We start from the raw sequence: 17,963 nt of genomic DNA, 5'->3' as shown, positions 1-17,963 counted from the left end.
CCGCCTGTTTGCTATTCGTCGTCCTCGGACTGGGTCATGCGGAACGGATGCGCCTCGTAGACGCCGAGGATGCGCACCTCGCGCGAGAAGAACTGCAGCTCTTCCAGCGCCAGCTTGACGTTGCGGTCGTCGGGATGGCCTTCGATGTCGGCGTAGAACAGCGACGAAAAGAACTTGCCCCCGAGCTGGTAGCTCTCGAGCTTGGTCATGTTGACGCCATTGGTGGCGAAGCCGCCCATCGCCTTGTAGAGCGCGGCGGGCACGTTGCGCACCCGGAAGATGAAGGTCGTCATCATGCGCTGCGCGGCGCCCGTCCGCTCGGTCCAGCGCTTCGTCTTCGACAGCACGACGAAGCGTGTGACGTTGTTTTCGGCATCCTCGACATCCTCCGCCACGATGTCGAGCCCGTAGAGCTGCGAGGCCAGCCGCGGCGCCAGCGCGGCATTGGCCCGCTCGCCTTCCTGGGCCACGAGCCGCGCCGCACCGGCCGTGTCCCCGGCCACGACCGGCTTCCATTTGTGCTTGCGGATCACCTTGCGGCATTGGCCGAGCGCGTGGATGTGGCTGTAGACTGCCTTGATCTCCTCGATCCCGACGCCCGGCAGGACCATCAGCTGGAAATGGATCGGCAGGAAGTACTCGCCGACGATGTGCAGCTTGGAGTCCGGCAGCAGGTGGTGGATGTCGGCGACGCGGCCGGCGATGGTGTTTTCGATCGGGATCATCGCCAGGTCGGCCTTGCCCGTCTCCACGGCGGCGAAGGCGTCCTCGAACGTGGCGCAGGGCAGCGGCTCCATGTTTGGAAACATGTTGCGGCAGGCGGTGTCGGAATTGGCGCCCGGCTCGCCCTGGAAGGAGATCTTGTTCGTCTTGGCGGTGTTCGGCATGCTCATTGTCCTTGCGCGAGCAGGCGGCGCGCCCGCTCGAGTTCATCCGGCGTGTCGACGCCGAGCGGCACCGTATCCACGATCCTGGCGTCGATCCGCATCCCGGCTTCCAGCGCCCGCAGCTGCTCCAGCTTCTCGCGCCGTTCCAGAGGCGAGGGCGGCAGCGCCACGAAGCGTTCGAGCGCCTCGCGGCGATAGGCGTAGAGCCCGACATGATGGTAGAGCGGCCCGTCGCCCCAGGGGGCCGTCGCCCGCGTGAAGTACAGCGCGCGCAGCCGGCCGTCGCCCAGCGGCGAGCCGACGATCTTCACCACGTTGGGGTTCGTCTTTTCTTCCTCGCGGACGATCTCGACACCGAGCGTGGCGATCTGCACCTCCGGGGCGGCGAGCGGCTCGAGAGCCGCGCCGATGATGGCGGGGTCGATGGTCGGGAGGTCGCCCTGGACGTTCACCACGAACTCGACCTTGCCGGCCGGGTCAAGCGCGGTCAGCGCCTCGTGGATGCGGTCGGAGCCGGATTGATGGTCGGGACTGGTCATCACGGCTTCGAATCCATGCGCGCGAACGGCCCGCAACACCTCGTCGCTGTCGGTTGCCACCGCCGTGCGCCCAAGGCCGCTCGCGGCGGCGCGCTCCGCCACGTGCACGATCATCGGCCGGCCGTGGATGTCGGCCAGCGGCTTGCCGGGAAGGCGCGTCGCGGCCAGCCGCGCGGGGATGAGAATGAGGACGGACATGCTCGGTCTGGACGGGGGATAAGTGTCAAAAGGTCTCACGTGGAGCGGCCCTTATAGGAGTTGCATCGCAGGAGCAAAAGACCTAGTTTCCGCGCGAATTTGACCGGCTCCGCCCGGTCGGAAATATGGCGCGTGGCCGGCGCCTGCCACCGCCCTCGGGAGCTTCTGGTCTATGGATTCCTTCGAACTCAACAAACTGCTGGGCGGCCTTCTCGGCGCTGTCTTCGTCATGTTCTCCGTCTCGCTCGCCTCGGACGCGATCTTCGCGAGCCCGGCGCCGGAGACCCCCGGCTACGCCATCGCGGTGGCCGAGCCGGAAGAAGGCGCATCCGGCCCGGCAGAGCCCGAGGTCGAGTCCATCGCCGTGCGCCTCGCATCGGTCGATGTCGCCAAGGGCGAATCCCTCTATGGACGGTGCGTGGCCTGCCACACCGCCGAGAACGGCGGCGCCAACAAGGTCGGCCCCAACCTCTGGGACATCGTCAACCGCCCGGTCGCCACCCATGAAGGCTTCGCCTATTCCGGCGCCATGCGCGAGTTCTCCGAAGGTGGCACGGTGGTCTGGGACTATGATCACCTGGATCATTTCATCGCATCCCCCCGCGGCCTGATCCGCGGCACCGCGATGGGCTTCGCCGGCCTGAGGAACCCGCAGGATCGCGCCGACATCATCGCCTACCTGCACACGCTGTCCGACAATCCGGCACCCCTGCCGGAGGTCGAGGCCGATGCTGCCGAAGCGCCGGAAGAGCCCGCTGCCGAGGAGGCCGCGCCCGAGGCGCCGGCTGCCGAGGCGCCGGCGACCGAAGAGCCGGCCGTGGAAGAGCCTGCCGCCGAAGAGCCGGCGACCGAGAACACGGCTCCCGCCGCCGAGGAAGCCGCACCGGCTCCGACGGAGACCGCACCTGCCGCTCCGACAACGGAAACGCCTGCCACCGAGACTCCCGCTACGGAGACTCCGGCGACCGAACCGGCGACGCCGGTCGAGCCCGCCACCGAAACGCCGGTGCTCGAGCAGCCCGCCGACGGAACGGCACCCGCAGCGCAGTGACCTGACGAAAACGTAATCCCATCACCATGAAAAAGCCGGGTTCCGCCCGGCTTTTTTTGTTAACGTCGACCCGTATCGCGCGGACGAGACGCTCGTTCATGTTCAGGAAATGACCTTTCGACGAAGGAAACCCACCAACGTGAGAAACGGAATGCAGCTGACGAAACCCTTCGCCGCCGCCCTCCTGTCCATCGTTCTGGCGGGCATGCCCACCACCATCCAGGCTCAGTCGACCGAAGGCGAATGGCGCACCACGGCTTCGCTGATCGGCGAATCGAAATATGCCGGGAGCTTCGAACGCTACGAGCATGTGAACCCCGACGCCCCGAAAGGCGGAACCCTGAACACGGTCACGTCCGGGACGTTCGATTCGTTCAATCCCTTCGTCGTGCGTGGAACGCCTGCCGCCGGCTTCTCGCAGGTGGGCGGGGTGCTGTGGGACACGCTGATGGAGCAGTCGATCGACGAACCCGGCACCAGCCATCCTCTGGTCGCCGAAGCCTTCCGCTATCCCGAAGACTATTCATCGGCCACCTATCGGCTGAACCCGGCGGCGCGCTGGCACGACGGTGAACAGATCACGGCGGACGACGTGGTCTGGACCTTCGACAAGCTGAAGGAGATCAGCCCCTTCTTCAATCGCTACTTCGCCAACGTGACCGGCGCCGAAGCCGTCGGCGAGCGCGACGTGCTGTTCACCTTCGACCAGACCGGAAACCGCGAGCTTCCGCTCATTCTCGGCGATATGCCGGTTCTGCCGCGGCACTGGTGGGAGGGCACGGACGATCGGGGCGGCACCCGCGACATTACCCGGCCGACGCTTGAACCGCCGCTCGGCTCCGGCGCCTACCGCATCGCGAGCTTCCGGCCCGGCGCCGAGATCATCTGGACCCGTGTGGAAGATCATTGGGCAAGAGACCTGCCCGTCAATGTCGGCCGCAAGAACTTCGATCGCCGCCGCTATGTCTACATCCAGGACGAGAATGCCGGATGGCAGGCCTTCATCAAGGGCGGGCTGGACGACATGCGGTTCGAGAACAGTTCGCGGCGCTGGCACACCGAGTATAATTTCCCGGCCCTGCAGGCAGGCGACGTGGTCAAGGCCGAGTTCCCGACCGAGCATGGGGAGGCCATGCAGGCCTTCGTGCTCAATCTGCGGCGGCCGCAGTTCCAGGATCGCCGCGTGCGGGAGGCGCTGACATGGGCGCTCGACTTCGAAAGCATGAACCGCAACCTGTTCTACAATTCCAACACCCGGACGACGTCCTATTTCGAAGGCGGCGAACTCGCATCCTCGGGCCTGCCGCAAGGGCGCGAACTGGAGATCCTGGAGGAGTTCCGCGACAGGCTTCCGCCGGAGGTCTTCGACAAGGAGTTCAAGCTGCCGGTCTACGACACGCCGCAGTCCGAGCGCCAGAACCTCCGCGAGGCGGTGCGTCTGTTTGCCGAGGCCGGCTGGACGGTCAAGGGCGGGAGGCTCGTGAACGAACGCGGCGAGCAGTTCCGGATCGAGTTCCTCGGACGCGGCCCGACCGACGAGATCATCGCCGGTTCCTTCATCGCCAACCTGCGCAAGCTCGGCATCGACGCATCGCTCCGCATCATCGATCCGGCGCAATACGTGAACCGCTATCGCGCGTTCGATTTCGATTCGCTCACGGGCCAGTTCGCCCAATCGCTCTCGCCCGGCAACGAGCAGCGCGAATTCTGGGGATCGGAGGCCGCCGACCAGCCGGGATCGCGCAATCTCGTCGGCATCAAGGATCCCGTGGTCGACGCGCTGGTCGACAAGGTCATCTTCGCGAAGGATCGCGATGAACTGGTGGCGGCGACCCACGCGCTGGATCGGGTCCTTCTGTGGAACTTCTACGTCGTGCCGCAATGGCACCGGCCGGAGGTCTGGCTCGCCTACTGGAACAAGTTCGGCATGCCGGACACGCAGCCCGCCTATGCCGGCGTGGACATCGATTCCTGGTGGGTCGACACCGAGAAGGAAGCAGCCCTCGCCGCCAAGTACCGAAGCCAGAACTGAGCGCGGAGCATGACCATGATGGGCGGATCGTCTCGTCGCGACTTCCTCAAGGCGTCGGGTGCTGGCGCGCTGGCGCCGTTCCTCTCGGCACTGGCCGGCGTGCCGCTGCTGGCGCGCGATGCCTTTGCCCAGATCGAAACCGGCACGACGCTGCACGGCATCTCGCCGTTCGGTGAACTGAAATACGGTCCGGATTTCGAGCATTTCGACTATGTCGACCCGGCGGCGCCCAAGGGCGGACGCATCGTCACGCAACTGTCCCAGTGGTCGCTCAACCAGGCACCCGACACGTTCGACACGCTCAATGCCTATGTGCTGCGCGGAAACGGCGCCGCCGGCATGGGGCTGACATTCGCCACCCTTCTGGCCGGCTCGGCCGACGAAATGGGCGCCTACTATGCCTATGCGGCCGAATCGATCACGCTCGGCGAGGACCGCTCGACCTGGCGTTTCACGCTGCGCCCCCAGGCGGCCTTCCACGACGGCACCCCCATCACGGCCGACGACGTGGTCTTCTCGCTGGAGAAGCTGCGAGACGAAGGGCACGAGAACCTGGCGAGCACGCTGCGGCAGATCGAGGCGATCGAGGCGCCGGACGCCCGCACCGTTTCCGTGCGGCTGCATCCGCTGGCCGGCATTTCGACCGTGTTCACCGTCGCGGCGGGCTGCCCCATCATGTCGCGTGCCTGGTGGGAGGGGCGTACCTTCGACGCCACGCTCTCGGAAGGACCGCTGGGCTCGGGCCCCTACCGGGTGGGTCGCTACAATTTCGGCACCTTCATCGAGTTCGACAGGGTCGAGGACGACTGGGCGGCCGACCTGCCGGTCATGCGCGGACGCTTCAATTTCGATCGCATCCGCTTCGATTACTTTCGCGACCGAAACGCCTCCTTCGAGGCGTTCAAGGCGGGTGTCATCCTCTTTCGTGAGGAGTTCACCTCGCGCAACTGGGCGAGCGACTACACTTTTCCGGCCATCGCCGACGGCCGGGTCAAGACCGCCGAAGTGCCCGACGAGACGCCGTCGGCCGGCCAGGCCTGGTTCTTCAACACGCGCCGGGAGAAATTCGCCGATCCGAAGGTCCGCGAGGCCATCGCGCTTCTGTTCGACTTCGAATGGACGAACAAGAACATCATGTTCAACTCCTACGAGCGTTCGATGTCCTTCTACGAAATGACCGAGCACAAGGCCGTCGGACGCCCCGACGACGCCGAGCTGGCGTTGCTGGAGCCGTTCCGGGCCGAACTGCCGGATTCCGTCTTCGCCGAGCCGTTCGTTCCACCGGTCAGCGACGCCTCGGGCCGCATTCGCGAGCGCCAGCGCGACGCGATCGCGCTGCTGGAGGCGGCCGGATGCACGCGGCAGGGCGGGCGCATCGTTCTCCCGTCGGGCGAGCGGCTGACGATCGAGTTCCTCAACAACAGCCAGACCTTCGAACCGCACCACAATGCCTTCATCCGCAATCTCCGGCAGGTTGGCATCGACGCGACCTACCGGCTGGTGGACGCGTCTCAATATTCCTTGCGCACGCGGCAGTTCGATTTCGACATGATCGTCTCTCGCCATTCCATGTCGCCCTATCCAAGCCGCGGCATCCGGCAGTCCTTCGGGTCCGAGAGCGCCAACGCGCCCGGCTCGATGAACATGGCGGGCGTGGCCCACCCGGCCGTCGACGCCATGCTCGACAAGGCCATCGGGGCAGAGAGCTGGGAGGCGTTCAGGACCGCCAACCGGGCGCTGGACCGGATCCTGCGCGCGCAGCACTACTACATCTTCCAATGGTACAAGCCGACGCGCTGGCTGGCCTACTGGGATCATTATGACAGGCCCGAGGTTGCGCAACGGTTCGGTCTCGGCGTACTCGACACCTGGTGGACGCGGCCCGATCGCATCCAGGCAACCGGCATGTCCGGCTGACGCAAGCTTCGCATGACACAGATGAGCCATTCTCGACCCCGCCGCGAATCGAAATCCGGATCCACCTGATGGGCGCCTACATCCTTCGACGCCTTCTGCTGATGATCCCGACGCTTTTCGGCATCATGGCGATATCCTTCACCGTCATTCAGTTCGCACCGGGTGGACCGGTCGAGCAGGTGATCGCCCGCATTTCCGGCCAGGCGGGCGACGCGACCGACCGCATTTCGGGCGGCGGCGGCGATTCGGTCGGCCAGAACTTCGACGCCAGCGGCGAGATGTCCTCCCGGTATCGCGGCGCCCAGGGGCTGGACCCGGAATTCATCAAGCAGCTGGAGATACAGTTCGGCTTCGACAAGCCGCCGCTCGAGCGCTTCTTCGGCATGCTGTGGGACTATGCCCGCTTCGATTTCGGCGAGAGCTTCTTCCGCGACATCTCGGTTCTCGACCTGATCCTCGAAAAGATGCCCGTGTCGATCTCGCTGGGGCTCTGGCTGACGCTGATCTCCTATGCGATCTCGATCCCGCTCGGCATCCGCAAGGCCGTGAAGGACGGCTCGACCTTCGACGTCTGGACGAGCGGGGTGATCATCGTCGCCTATGCGATCCCGAGCTTCCTGTTCGCCATCCTTTTGCTGGTGCTCTTCGCCGGCGGGTCGTTCTGGGACTTCTTCCCGCTCCGCGGCCTGACATCCGACAACTGGGACCAGCTGTCGCTCTGGGGCAAGATCGTCGACTATTTCTGGCACCTGACACTGCCGCTGACGGCCATGGTCCTGTCGGCCTTCGCCACCACCACGCTGCTGACCAAGAACTCCTTCCTGGAGGAAATCCGCAAGCAATACGTGATCACCGCGCGGGCGAAGGGCCTGTCCGAGCGCCAGGTGCTCTACCGGCACGTCTTCCGCAACGCCATGCTGATCATCATCGCCGGCTTCCCCGGAGCGTTCATCTCGGCATTCTTCACCGGCTCGCTCCTGATCGAGAACATCTTCTCGCTCGACGGTCTCGGGCTGCTCGGCTTCCGCTCGGTGCTCGACCGCGATTATCCCGTCGTCTTCGCCAATCTCTACATCTTCTCGCTGATCGGCCTCTTCGTCGCGCTGATCTCCGACCTCACCTACACCTGGATCGATCCGCGGATCGATTTCGAGCGCAGGGAGGTCTGAGGTGTCGGACGTCATCCTGAAGGGCGAGGTCGAGCGCATCCGTTCGCGCCGCATCCGGCCATTCCTGTCGCCGCTCAACCAGCGGCGCTGGCAGAATTTCAAGGCCAACCGTCGCGGCTACTGGTCGCTGTGGATCTTCATCGTGCTCTTCGTGCTGTCGATGCTGGCCAACGTCATCGCCAACGACAAGCCGATCCTCGTTTCCTATCAGGGCGAACTGCTGTTCCCGGTCGTCGTCGACTATCCCGAGGAGAAGTTCGGCGGCTTCCTCGCGGTGACCGACTATCGTGACCCGGTGATCTACGAGGAAATCGAGGCCAATGGCTGGATCCTCTGGCCGCCGGTCCGCTATTCCTACCGCACGGTCAACAACGAGATTCCCGAAGCCGCCCCCGCCAAACCGTCCTGGATGTACGACCGGGAGACGCGCTGCCAGCGCTACCCGCTGGGCGCCGAGGATCCGGCCTGCACGATCGGCAACTGGAACTGGCTCGGAACCGACGACCAGACCCGCGACGTGCTCGCCCGCGTCATCTACGGCTTCCGCATCTCTGTGCTGTTCGGCCTGGCCCTGACGCTCTGCTCGGCCGTCATCGGCGTCTCGGCCGGCGCCATCCAGGGCTATTTCGGCGGCTGGACCGACCTGATCTTCCAGCGCTTCATCGAGATCTGGTCGTCGATCCCCGTGCTCTACCTGCTCCTGATCATCGCGGCCGTGTTGCCGCCGGGCTTCTTCATCCTGCTCGGCATCATGCTGCTGTTTTCTTGGGTCGGCTTCGTCGGCATCGTGCGCGCGGAGTTCCTGCGGGCGCGCAACTTCGAATATGTCAACGCCGCGCGGGCGCTCGGCGTGCCCAACCGCACCATCATGTTCCGGCACCTCTTGCCGAACGCGATGGTGGCGACGCTGACCTTTCTGCCCTTCATCCTGAACGGCTCGATCACGACTCTCACCTCTCTGGATTTCCTCGGCTTCGGCCTGCCGCCCGGCTCGGCCTCGCTTGGCGAACTCCTCAAGCAGGGGCAGAACAATCTCAACGCCCCCTGGCTCGCGATGTCGGGATTCTTCGTGATCTCGCTGATGCTGTCGCTGCTGATCTTCATCGGCGAGGCGACCCGCGACGCCTTCGACCCGAGGAAGACGTTCCGGTGATGATGGAAAGTTGGTTTGATCGAAAGCACCGTGACCACTACGATGTCCGCGTCAAGATGGCTGCCCAGACATGAACAAGGTCGTGCGTGAAAACTATCCTGCGTCGAAACTGCCTGCCGAGTTGCGGGAGGGGATTGCCATTGGCGCGTCAGTGCGCGTTACGATCGAAGAGGAAGAGCGGATACCGCTCGGTCGCGAGGCGTTGTTGAAGAGCCTACGGGCAGCCCGCGAAAACGCACCCGGTGTCACCATGGATGAAGCCGTTGCCCGCATTCGCGAGTTGCGCGACGAGTGGGAGCGTTGATGGAGATCAAGCGTCTCTATCTCGACGCCAACATCCTGATTCTGCTCGGTGAGGGAAAGGATGAGCGGGCGTCTCTCCTTACAGAGTTGGCCGTCGGACAGGAGACGTCTTCCACGCCTTTTCTGTGCACGAGCGAATTGACCCTGGCCGAACTTTTAGTGAAACCCTACCGCGAGCAGGATGACCGTCTCATCCAGCAGTACGAAAGTTGGATGACCCCCGGCGGGTTCATGGAGATCGGCCCAGTTCACAGTTCTGCGTTGCGATACGCAGCCGTTCTTCGCTCCCAGTACGGGTCCATCAAGCTCCCCGACGCGATTCACCTGTCGACGGCAATAGGCTTCGGCTGCAGTCATTTCCTCAGTGGCGATACGCGTATTCCCGATCGGATCGAGCTCTTTCATACGCGTTGGGGGCTCACTCGAGGGCCTTCCATCTTGGATGTGCTTCGGCCAGACCCGGACGTACTTCGCACTATCACCCGGAGCGAGCCCCAAATTGACTAGATTCCCCCTCCTGTCCGTCCGGGATCTGTCCGTCGCGTTCACGCAAGGGGGGCGCGAGCAGATCGCCGTCGACCACATTTCCTTCGACATTGCTCCCGGCGAGACGATCGCGCTCGTCGGCGAATCCGGTTCGGGCAAATCGGTGTCGGCATTGTCGGTCCTGAAGCTGCTGCCCTATCCGTCTGCCAGCCATCCGTCGGGGTCGATCCTGTTCAATGGCCAGGACCTGCTGGCGAAGGACGACGCGGACCTGCGCAAGGTCCGCGGTCGCGACATCACCATGATCTTCCAGGAGCCGATGACCTCGCTCAACCCGCTTCACACCATCGAGCGGCAGATCGGCGAGGTCCTGAAGCTGCATCAGGGCATGAGCGACCGTCAGGCCCGCGACCGCGCGATCGCGCTTCTCCTGGAAGTCGGCATCCGCGAGCCCGAGAAGCGGCTCGATGCCTATCCGCACCAGCTTTCCGGCGGTCAGCGCCAGCGCGTCATGATTGCCATGGCGCTCGCCAACGAGCCGAAGCTGCTGATTGCCGACGAACCGACCACGGCGCTCGACGTGACCGTGCAGGCGCAGATCCTCGAACTTCTCGATGGGCTCAAGGCCAGGAACGGCATGTCCATGCTGTTCATCACCCATGACCTCGGCATCGTGCGCCGGATCGCCGATCGCGTCTGCGTCATGAGCAAGGGCCGGATCGTCGAAGCCGGCCCGACCGAGCGCATCTTCGCAGACCCGCAGCACGAATACACCCGGCATCTGCTGGCGGCCGAACCGAAGGGCCAGCCGCCGAAAAGCGATCCCTCCGCACGCGCGGTCATGACGGGCGAGGACATGAAGGTCTGGTTCCCGATCAAGAAGGGATTCCTGCGCCGCACGGTCGACCATGTGAAGGCGGTCGATGGTATCGACGTGACCGTTCGCGCCGGACAGACGGTGGGCGTGGTCGGCGAATCCGGCTCTGGCAAGACGACGCTGGGCCTGGCGCTTTGCCGGATGATCTCGTCACGCGGCAAGATCGGCTTCGGCGACCGCCAGATCGACACCCTCTCCTTCAACGACATGCGTCCGCTGCGCAGCGAAGTGCAGATCGTCTTCCAGGATCCGTTCGGTTCTCTCAGCCCGCGCATGTCGGTCTCCGAGATCATCGAGGAAGGCCTTCGCATCCACCAGCCGAAGCTCTCGGCCGACGACCGCGACGATCTCGTGGTCGGGGTCCTGAACGAGGTCGGCCTCGATCCGCAGACGCGCTTCCGATATCCGCACGAATTCTCCGGTGGACAGCGCCAGCGCATCGCGATTGCCCGCGCCATGGTGCTGAAGCCGAAATTCGTCATGCTCGACGAGCCGACGTCGGCGCTCGACATGAGCGTGCAGGCGCAGGTCGTCGATCTCCTGCGCGATCTCCAGAAGAAGCACGATCTCGCCTACCTGTTCATCAGCCACGATTTGCGGGTGGTCCGGGCGCTGGCCAACGAGGTGATCGTCATGCGCAATGGCAAGGTGGTCGAGGCCGGCTCGTCTGACGAGATTTTCGACCGGCCGAAGACCGATTATACGAAGGCGCTGATCGCGGCGGCCTTCGACATCGCCACCGCGCCGCAGGGCGTGGTCAGCGAGTAGCGCGCAGGATCGAGATCGACGGGGACATGATGACCGAAGCAGCCAAGGGACGGATTCTCCTTTCCGTGACCGGTTTCAATCCGCAACGCTGGCACGAGCTGCTGTCGGTTCGTCGCGAGGTGGTGCTCGAGCCGCAGACCCCGAGCGATCCGTCGATCCACTACGCCGTGGTGTGGAAGCAGAAGCCGCACGCGCTCTCGAACCTTCCGAACCTGAGGGCGGTGTTTTCGATCGGCGCCGGCGTCGACCACCTCTTCTCCGATCCCGGCCTGCCCGACGTGCCGATCGTGCGCGTCGTGGCCGAAAATCTGGCCCAGCACATGACGGAATACGTCTGCTGGCGCGTTCTCGACCATCATCGCCAGGGCTTGCTCCATCGACAGCAGCAGAAGCGTCGGATCTGGCGTGAGCCTGCGCAACCGGCGGCGGACGCCGTGTCGGTCGGCATCATGGGACTGGGCAACCTCGGCCGCGCGGCGGCGCGCGCGCTGCTCATGCTCGGCTTCAGGGTGAATGGCTGGAGCCGCACGGGAACGACGATGGAGGGCGTTGCCTGCTTCGGCGGCAAGGAAGGTCTCGAACCGTTCCTGCGCGCGACCGACATGCTCGTGGTGCTGCTGCCCTTGACGCCGGCAACGACCGGCGTGGTCAATTTCGAACTGTTGTCGAAGCTTCGTCGCGACAACGCGCTCGGCGGGGCGGTGCTGATCAATGCCGGCCGCGGCCGTCTTCAAAAGGACGCCGACATCGCTCGCGCGCTGGACGAGGGCGTCCTCAAGGAAGCCAGCCTCGACGTTTTCGAGACCGAGCCGCTGCCGAAGACGAGCCCGCTCTGGACACACGAAAAGGTCTTCGTGACGCCCCACGCTGCCGCGACGTCGGATCCGACTCACCTGGCCGGGCCGATGCTCGACCAGATGGACGCCTGCGATCGCGGCGAGACCCTGGAAAATCTGGTGGACCGCTCCGCCGGGTACTGACGGGACGTCCTGCTTCCCCGAAATCGACGACGGGCGGACGCCTCGTAGTGGCGCGAGAGCGGGGCCGGGTGGGCGGGCTCGCCGATCAGTTCGCCCCGCCTACCGGAGCGGCTACGATAAGCCGTTCTCACCAGCCGAACTGGAAGATCGCACCGGTGCCGCCATTGCCGGTCTGGACGACATGGCCGTTGGTGTTTCTGCCGAACTGGAAAAGGCCGTGGCTGTTGCCATTGCCGTTCTGCTGCAGGGTGCCATTGTGACCGTTGCCCTTCTGGTGGACGACACCGAGATTCCCGGAACCGTTCTGCGCCAGCCCGGCGCTGTTGTTGACGCCCTTCTGCGTGATTCCGCCGTTCTTGATGCCGTTGTAGAGGGCGTAGATGCCCAGCCCGGCGCGCATGGCCTGCTCCTGCTTGGCATTGGCGGGCGCGAGCGAGATGGACACCGATCCGCTGGCGGAAGCGGGCCCTGCCATGCCCGCGGTGCCGATGGAAAGGACGACGAGGCTGGCGATCAGGGCGTTTGCGGTCTTCATGGTCTTCTCCCAGGTTCTGCGGTTCGGTGGCCTGGCCGGCGGTACTCATCCGGCGATGAGGAGAGATTGGAACAGGGCCGCTGAACCGAACCGGAACCGCTTGTTCAGAAGGCGTTCAGCGGCTGCCGGGATCCGCCGGTCCGCGAACGTGAAAGGGCCCCGGACGCGCCGGAGCCCTTTTCTGAACGGATGACCGGATTGGCGTGATTCAACGCCCGCCGATGCGCTCGCTGCAGCGCCACGTCTTGCCGGCGGCCTTCACGACGAGGGTCGCGTCATACGACGTGCCCCCACCACCGAGCATGACCTGGCCGATTTCGGCCGGCTGACTCGGATCGACGGAGAATTCGCCGCCCTGGGCGATGTCCGTTGTGCCCGACCGGCCGGCGCCCCGCACGCGGAAAGTGTATTCACCATCCAGCGCCTTGGCGGCGTAGTAGAGGCCGATGAGCGTGACTGCTGCGCCGTGCTTTTCCGCCACGATCTCGCAGCGGTTGGGATCGGGCGAAGGGCCGGCCGTGGCGACCGCTGCTCCCGCTCCGATCACGAGGATCGCGGCGGCGGCGACGAAACGCTTGCTGACGTGGGGCATGGCTTGCTCCTCTGAATTTGGGGGCGGGGCCGGGAAGCGTTGCGGTGTCCCGGCCCGGGGCTGTGCGGACTTGTCCGTCAGTTGCAGGTCTGGACGAAAGCAGCGACGTTGCCGCGGCCGGCCTGCGTGACGTTGGCGTCGCAGCCGTGGCCGACCTGGACGCCGGCGGCGACGTTGCGGTTGCCGTCCTGGGTCAGGATGGCCGTGTGGTTGGATCCGAACTGACCCACGCCGGCGGCGTTGCCGCGGCCGTTCTGCCAGGTATCGGCGAAGTTGTTGACGCCCTCCTGGCCGATGGCGGACTGGTTGCGGCGGCCCGTCTGGTTGGCGACGGCCTGGTTCCACTTGCCCGTCTGGTAGGTGCCGATCTTGTTGAACTTGCCGGTCTGCGCGCCGCCGGCGGTGTGGCCGAGGCCCCACTGCTGGATCTTGACCTGGTTGGCCATGGCGGGGGCGGAGACGATGCCGAGCGAAGCGGCGACGAGGGCGGTGGCGACGATCTTGCGGAACATGGGGGGTCTTCCTCTCTTGGATCCGGCGGCTCGGGGGCGCCGCGTGCTGACGGTTCCGGTTGTAGGGACGCCGTCCGGAACCGGGGCTGAACCGGGCATTCAGCCGGCGTTCAGCCGCACGAATTCATCCCGCCCGACGAATCCCGGCTTCAAATCCAGACCCTGCTTCGTGCTATAGGACGACCGGATCGACCGGCACCGGTCGATGGCAGCGACGCAGGAGGGACCATGGCCAACCACATGTTCGACGCGATCCGCGCGGCGGCGGGCGCGGGCGACCAGCCCTTCATCGAGACGCTCGACGGCCGGCGCTGGAGCTACCGCGACATGCTCGACCTTTCGGGCCGGCTGGCGCGACGGCTGGTCGAGCGCGGGGTGGAGCCGGGTGACCGGGTGGCCGTCCAGGTGGAGAAGAGCGCCGAGGCGCTGATGCTCTATCTCGCCTGCCTGCGGGCCGGCGCGGTCTATCTGCCGCTCAACACCGCCTACACGCTGGCCGAACTCGACTATTTCGTGGGCGACGCCGAGCCGCGGCTGCTCGTCGTCGCGCCGCAGCGCGCCGAAGCGGCACGGGACGTGGCGGCTCGCCACGGCGCTCGGATCGAGACGCTGGACGAGACCGGCGGCGGCAGCCTGATGGACGGGCTGGACGCGCTGGCGCCGGACTTCGACGACGTGGCGCGCGGGCCGGACGATCTCGCCGCCATCCTCTACACGTCGGGCACCACCGGGCGCTCGAAGGGCGCCATGCTGACGCATGACAACCTCCTGTCCAACGCGCTGACGCTGGTGAACGTCTGGCGCTTCACCGCCGCCGACCGGCTGATCCACGCGCTGCCGATCTTCCACACGCACGGGCTGTTCGTGGCGTCGAACGTGGTGCTCCTGTCGGGCGGGTCGATGGTGTTCCTGTCGAAGTTCGACCCCGACGCGATCCTGCGGCTGATGCCCGCCTGCACGACGATGATGGGCGTGCCGACCTTCTACACGCGGCTCCTGCAGCATCCCGGGCTGACACGCGAGGCGGCGGCCGGCATGCGGCTGTTCACGTCGGGCTCGGCGCCGCTGCTGGCCGACACCCACCGACAGTTCGTCGAGCGGACGGGGCACGCGATCCTCGAACGCTACGGCATGACCGAGACCAACATGAACACGTCGAACCCCTATGACGGCGACCGGATCGCCGGCACCGTGGGGCAGGCCTTGCCGGGCGTGGACGTGCGGATCGTCGACCCCGAGAGCGGCGCGACGCTGGCGACCGGCGAGACCGGCATGATCGAGGTGCGCGGACCGAACGTGTTTTCCGGCTACTGGCGCATGCCCGAGAAGACGGCATCGGAGTTCAGGCCGGACGGCTTCTTCATCACCGGCGACCTCGGCCTGTTGGACGATCGCGGCTACGTCCAGATCGTCGGGCGTGGCAAGGACTTGGTCATCTCCGGCGGCTTCAACATCTATCCCAAGGAGGTAGAGACCGAGATCGACCAGTTGCCGGGCGTCGTCGAAAGCGCCGTCATCGGCATCGCCCATCCCGACTTCGGCGAGGGCGTGACGGCGGTGGTGGTGCGCGAGAAGGGCTCGACGATCGACGAGGCGGGCATCATGGCGGGGCTGGGCGAACGGCTGGCCCGATTCAAGCAGCCGAAGCGCGTGATCTTCGTCGACGAACTGCCGCGCAACACCATGGGCAAGGTGCAGAAGAACGTTCTGCGCGACAGCTACAAGGGCCTGTATGGCTGAGCGCCCGCCTCCACGAACCACGAAAAACGGACATCGACATGCTCGCACCGCCCACGACCTATCGCTGCATCGAATGCGGCCGGTCCTCGACCGATCCCCTTTTCCGCTTCCATTACGGGCGCGTGGAGAACGGCCCGGCCTATTACTGCGACCGCGGCGCCCTGTGCACACCGGAATGCTCGCTCGCGCACACGAAGAGGCGAATTGCGGAAGGAACGCGGCCGGACAAGCCCACGATGGAGTCTTGAAGGCGCCCTCGGCTCAGCCAGCCTTCTCGCGCCCGATTTCGCGCCAGCCGATGTCGCGGCGGCAAAAGCCGTCCGGCCAGTCGATCCGGTCGATGGCGGCATAGACGCTGGCCTGGGCCTGCGCGACCGTCCTGCCGGTGGCGGTGACGTTGAGGACGCGGCCGCCATTGGCGACCAGACGCCCCTCGGCCTCGGCGGTGCCAGCGTGGAAGATCTCGACGCCGCCGGTCGCCGCCTCGTCGAGCCCGGAAATCACGCCGCCTTTTTGCGGCGCGCCCGGATAGCCCTTCGCGGCCATCACCACCGTCAGTGCCGCCTCGTCGCGCCAGCGCACCGAAACGTGGCCGAGCTGGCCGTCGGCCGCTGCCTTGAGCAGCACGAGAAGGTCGTCCTTCAGGCGCATCATCAGCACCTGGCATTCCGGGTCGCCGAAGCGGACATTGTATTCGATCAGCTGCGGGCCGTCCTTCGTCAGCATCAGCCCGGCGAAGAGCACGCCGGAGAACGGTGCGCCGGCCTCGGCCATGCCGCGCATGGTGGGCTCGATGATCTCGCGCATGGTGCGCTCGACGAGCCCGGGCGTCATCACGGCGGCCGGCGAATAGGCGCCCATGCCGCCGGTGTTCGGTCCCGTGTCGCCGTCGCCGACGCGCTTGTGGTCCTGCGCGGTACCGAAGGGCAGCGCCACCGTCCCATCGCAGAGGCAGAAGAAGCTGACCTCCTCGCCTTCGAGGAAGGCTTCGACGACGACCTCGGCCCCGGCGCCGCCAAAAGCGCCTTCGAAGCAGGCATCGACGGCGTCGAGCGCCTCGTCGAGCGTCATGGCGACGGTCACGCCCTTGCCGGCGGCCAGACCGTCGGCCTTGACCACCACGGGTGCGCCGACCTGGCGCAGGTAGGCCTTGGCCTTCGGCGCATTGTTGAAGCGGCCATAGGCAGCGGTCGGAATGCTCATTCGGGCGCAGAGATCCTTGGTGAAGCCCTTCGACCCTTCGAGCTGCGCGGCGAGGGCCGAGGGGCCGAAGACGGCGATGCCTGCGGCACGAAGCGTGTCGGCGAGGCCGGCGACGAGCGGCGCCTCCGGCCCGACGACGACGAGATCGACGGTGTTTTCGGCGCAAAAAGCGACGATCGAGGAATGATCATCGATGTCGAGGGAGATGCAGGTCGCCTCCCGGGCGATGCCCGGGTTGCCGGGTGCGGCCCACAGCTTCGTCAGCAGGGGCGATGCGGCGAGTTTCCACGCCAGCGCGTGTTCGCGGCCGCCCGAGCCGATCAACAGAACCCGCATGCCTTATCCTTCCGTCGCCGCGTATCCAGCGGCTCGCCTAGGACGTGAAGCCCGTCCGGTCAAGCAGTCCAGCCGGAACGGGTGCGACGCGCGCTATCGCGGGGCGCGCTTGGCCAGGATGCGCTGCAGCGTGCGGCGGTGCATGTTCAGCCGGCGCGCCGTTTCGGAGACGTTGCGCTCGCACATCTCGTAGACGCGCTGGATATGCTCCCAGCGGACCCGGTCGGCCGACATCGGGTTCTCCGGCGGGTCGATGCGGTCGGCCCGCGTGCGGGTCAGGGCGGCATAGATGTCGTCGGCATCGGCCGGCTTGGCCAGATAGTCGATCGCCCCGAGCTTCACGGCGGTTACCGCGGTGGCGATGTTGCCGTAGCCGGTGAGGATGATGGCGCGGCAGTCGGCCCGCTTCTCGTGAATGGCGGACACCACGTCCAGGCCATTGCCGTCGCCGAGCCGCATGTCCACCACCGCGTAGGCCGGTGCGGCGGACTTCGCCTTTGCCAGAGCCTCCTCGACGCTCTCGGCGGTGTCGACCGCGAAGCCGCGCGTCTCCATCGCTCGGGCCAGGCGGGTGAGAAAAGGCTTGTCGTCATCGACGATCAGGAGCGTGCGATCGTCTCCGAGGGCGTCGTGCGGGTCTGGATCCATGTTTTTTCTTCTTTCGGGCGCTTTGTGGCCCTTATGT

17 protein-coding genes are annotated in these 17,963 nt (G+C 65.9%); 10 read left to right on the top strand and 7 right to left on the bottom strand.

The window, feature by feature from the left end:
* Positions 1-11: 11 nt before the first annotated feature.
* A complete protein-coding gene (locus tag EJC49_RS09025) occupies positions 12-887 on the bottom strand; it encodes a prephenate dehydratase (RefSeq protein WP_126699442.1) in 876 nt (291 codons plus the stop codon).
* Positions 888-889: 2 nt separating this feature from the next.
* Positions 890-1,624 carry a 3-deoxy-manno-octulosonate cytidylyltransferase gene (locus tag EJC49_RS09020; RefSeq protein ID WP_126699440.1) on the bottom strand — a complete coding sequence of 245 codons (735 nt, stop codon included), beginning with the start codon at positions 1,622-1,624 and terminating at the stop codon, positions 890-892.
* A gap of 172 nt (positions 1,625-1,796) precedes the next feature.
* Between EJC49_RS09020 and EJC49_RS09015 the strand changes: the two genes are divergently transcribed.
* The 9 genes from EJC49_RS09015 to EJC49_RS08975 all read left to right on the top strand — a co-directional run bounded on the left by EJC49_RS09015 (position 1,797) and on the right by EJC49_RS08975 (position 12,360).
* Positions 1,797-2,675 carry a c-type cytochrome gene (locus EJC49_RS09015; RefSeq protein WP_126699438.1) on the top strand — a complete coding sequence of 293 codons (879 nt, stop codon included), beginning with the start codon at positions 1,797-1,799 and terminating at the stop codon, positions 2,673-2,675.
* Positions 2,676-2,826: 151 nt separating this feature from the next.
* Positions 2,827-4,707 carry an extracellular solute-binding protein gene (locus tag EJC49_RS09010; RefSeq protein ID WP_126699436.1) on the top strand — a complete coding sequence of 627 codons (1,881 nt, stop codon included), beginning with the start codon at positions 2,827-2,829 and terminating at the stop codon, positions 4,705-4,707.
* Positions 4,708-4,722: 15 nt separating this feature from the next.
* Positions 4,723-6,624, top strand: a complete 1,902-nt coding sequence (locus tag EJC49_RS09005) for an ABC transporter substrate-binding protein (RefSeq protein WP_126699472.1) — start codon at positions 4,723-4,725, stop codon at positions 6,622-6,624.
* Positions 6,625-6,692: 68 nt separating this feature from the next.
* Positions 6,693-7,793, top strand: a complete 1,101-nt coding sequence (locus EJC49_RS09000) for a microcin C ABC transporter permease YejB (RefSeq protein WP_126699434.1) — start codon at positions 6,693-6,695, stop codon at positions 7,791-7,793.
* 1 nt (position 7,794) lies between these two features.
* Positions 7,795-8,946 carry an ABC transporter permease gene (locus tag EJC49_RS08995; RefSeq protein WP_126699432.1) on the top strand — a complete coding sequence of 384 codons (1,152 nt, stop codon included), beginning with the start codon at positions 7,795-7,797 and terminating at the stop codon, positions 8,944-8,946.
* A 70-nt stretch (positions 8,947-9,016) separates the two neighbouring features.
* Positions 9,017-9,250 (top strand): hypothetical protein, encoded by a 234-nt coding sequence (locus tag EJC49_RS08990; RefSeq protein WP_126699430.1) that lies wholly within the window; start codon positions 9,017-9,019, stop codon positions 9,248-9,250.
* Entirely contained in the window at positions 9,250-9,756 is a 507-nt protein-coding gene (locus EJC49_RS08985; RefSeq protein ID WP_126699428.1) for a type II toxin-antitoxin system VapC family toxin, read from the top strand. The genes EJC49_RS08990 and EJC49_RS08985 overlap by 1 nt, the downstream gene beginning before the upstream one ends.
* Complete coding sequence (locus EJC49_RS08980; RefSeq protein ID WP_126699426.1) at positions 9,749-11,380, top strand: ABC transporter ATP-binding protein; 1,632 nt, start codon at positions 9,749-9,751, stop codon at positions 11,378-11,380. Before EJC49_RS08985 ends, EJC49_RS08980 begins: the two co-directional genes overlap by 8 nt.
* Positions 11,381-11,409: 29 nt before the next feature.
* Positions 11,410-12,360, top strand: a complete 951-nt coding sequence (locus tag EJC49_RS08975) for a 2-hydroxyacid dehydrogenase (protein WP_425358804.1) — start codon at positions 11,410-11,412, stop codon at positions 12,358-12,360.
* 127 nt (positions 12,361-12,487) lie between these two features.
* Here EJC49_RS08975 and EJC49_RS08970 read toward each other — a convergent pair whose 3' ends face one another.
* The 3 genes from EJC49_RS08970 to EJC49_RS08960 form a co-directional block, all read right to left on the bottom strand.
* Positions 12,488-12,895 carry a curlin gene (locus EJC49_RS08970; protein WP_126699422.1) on the bottom strand — a complete coding sequence of 136 codons (408 nt, stop codon included), beginning with the start codon at positions 12,893-12,895 and terminating at the stop codon, positions 12,488-12,490.
* 208 nt (positions 12,896-13,103) lie between these two features.
* Positions 13,104-13,487 (bottom strand): curli-like amyloid fiber formation chaperone CsgH, encoded by a 384-nt coding sequence (gene csgH, locus EJC49_RS08965; protein WP_126699420.1) that lies wholly within the window; start codon positions 13,485-13,487, stop codon positions 13,104-13,106.
* 77 nt (positions 13,488-13,564) lie between these two features.
* Positions 13,565-13,999, bottom strand: a complete 435-nt coding sequence (locus EJC49_RS08960) for a curlin (protein WP_126699418.1) — start codon at positions 13,997-13,999, stop codon at positions 13,565-13,567.
* Between the two features lie 228 nt (positions 14,000-14,227).
* Between EJC49_RS08960 and EJC49_RS08955 the strand changes: the two genes are divergently transcribed.
* Positions 14,228-15,739 carry a malonate--CoA ligase gene (locus tag EJC49_RS08955; RefSeq protein WP_126699416.1) on the top strand — a complete coding sequence of 504 codons (1,512 nt, stop codon included), beginning with the start codon at positions 14,228-14,230 and terminating at the stop codon, positions 15,737-15,739.
* A gap of 261 nt (positions 15,740-16,000) precedes the next feature.
* Here EJC49_RS08955 and purD read toward each other — a convergent pair whose 3' ends face one another.
* Positions 16,001-17,278, bottom strand: a complete 1,278-nt coding sequence (purD, locus tag EJC49_RS08945) for a phosphoribosylamine--glycine ligase (RefSeq protein ID WP_126699413.1) — start codon at positions 17,276-17,278, stop codon at positions 16,001-16,003.
* A gap of 93 nt (positions 17,279-17,371) precedes the next feature.
* Positions 17,372-17,926, bottom strand: a complete 555-nt coding sequence (locus tag EJC49_RS08940; protein WP_126699411.1) for an ActR/PrrA/RegA family redox response regulator transcription factor — start codon at positions 17,924-17,926, stop codon at positions 17,372-17,374.
* Positions 17,927-17,963: the final 37 nt, after the last annotated feature.

The sequence above is a fragment of the Aquibium carbonis genome (assembly GCF_003970795.1).
Taxonomy (GTDB): domain Bacteria; phylum Pseudomonadota; class Alphaproteobacteria; order Rhizobiales; family Rhizobiaceae; genus Aquibium; species Aquibium carbonis.
The sequence above is the reverse complement of the archived record's forward strand: the minus strand, read 5'-3'. Positions and strand labels throughout refer to the sequence as shown.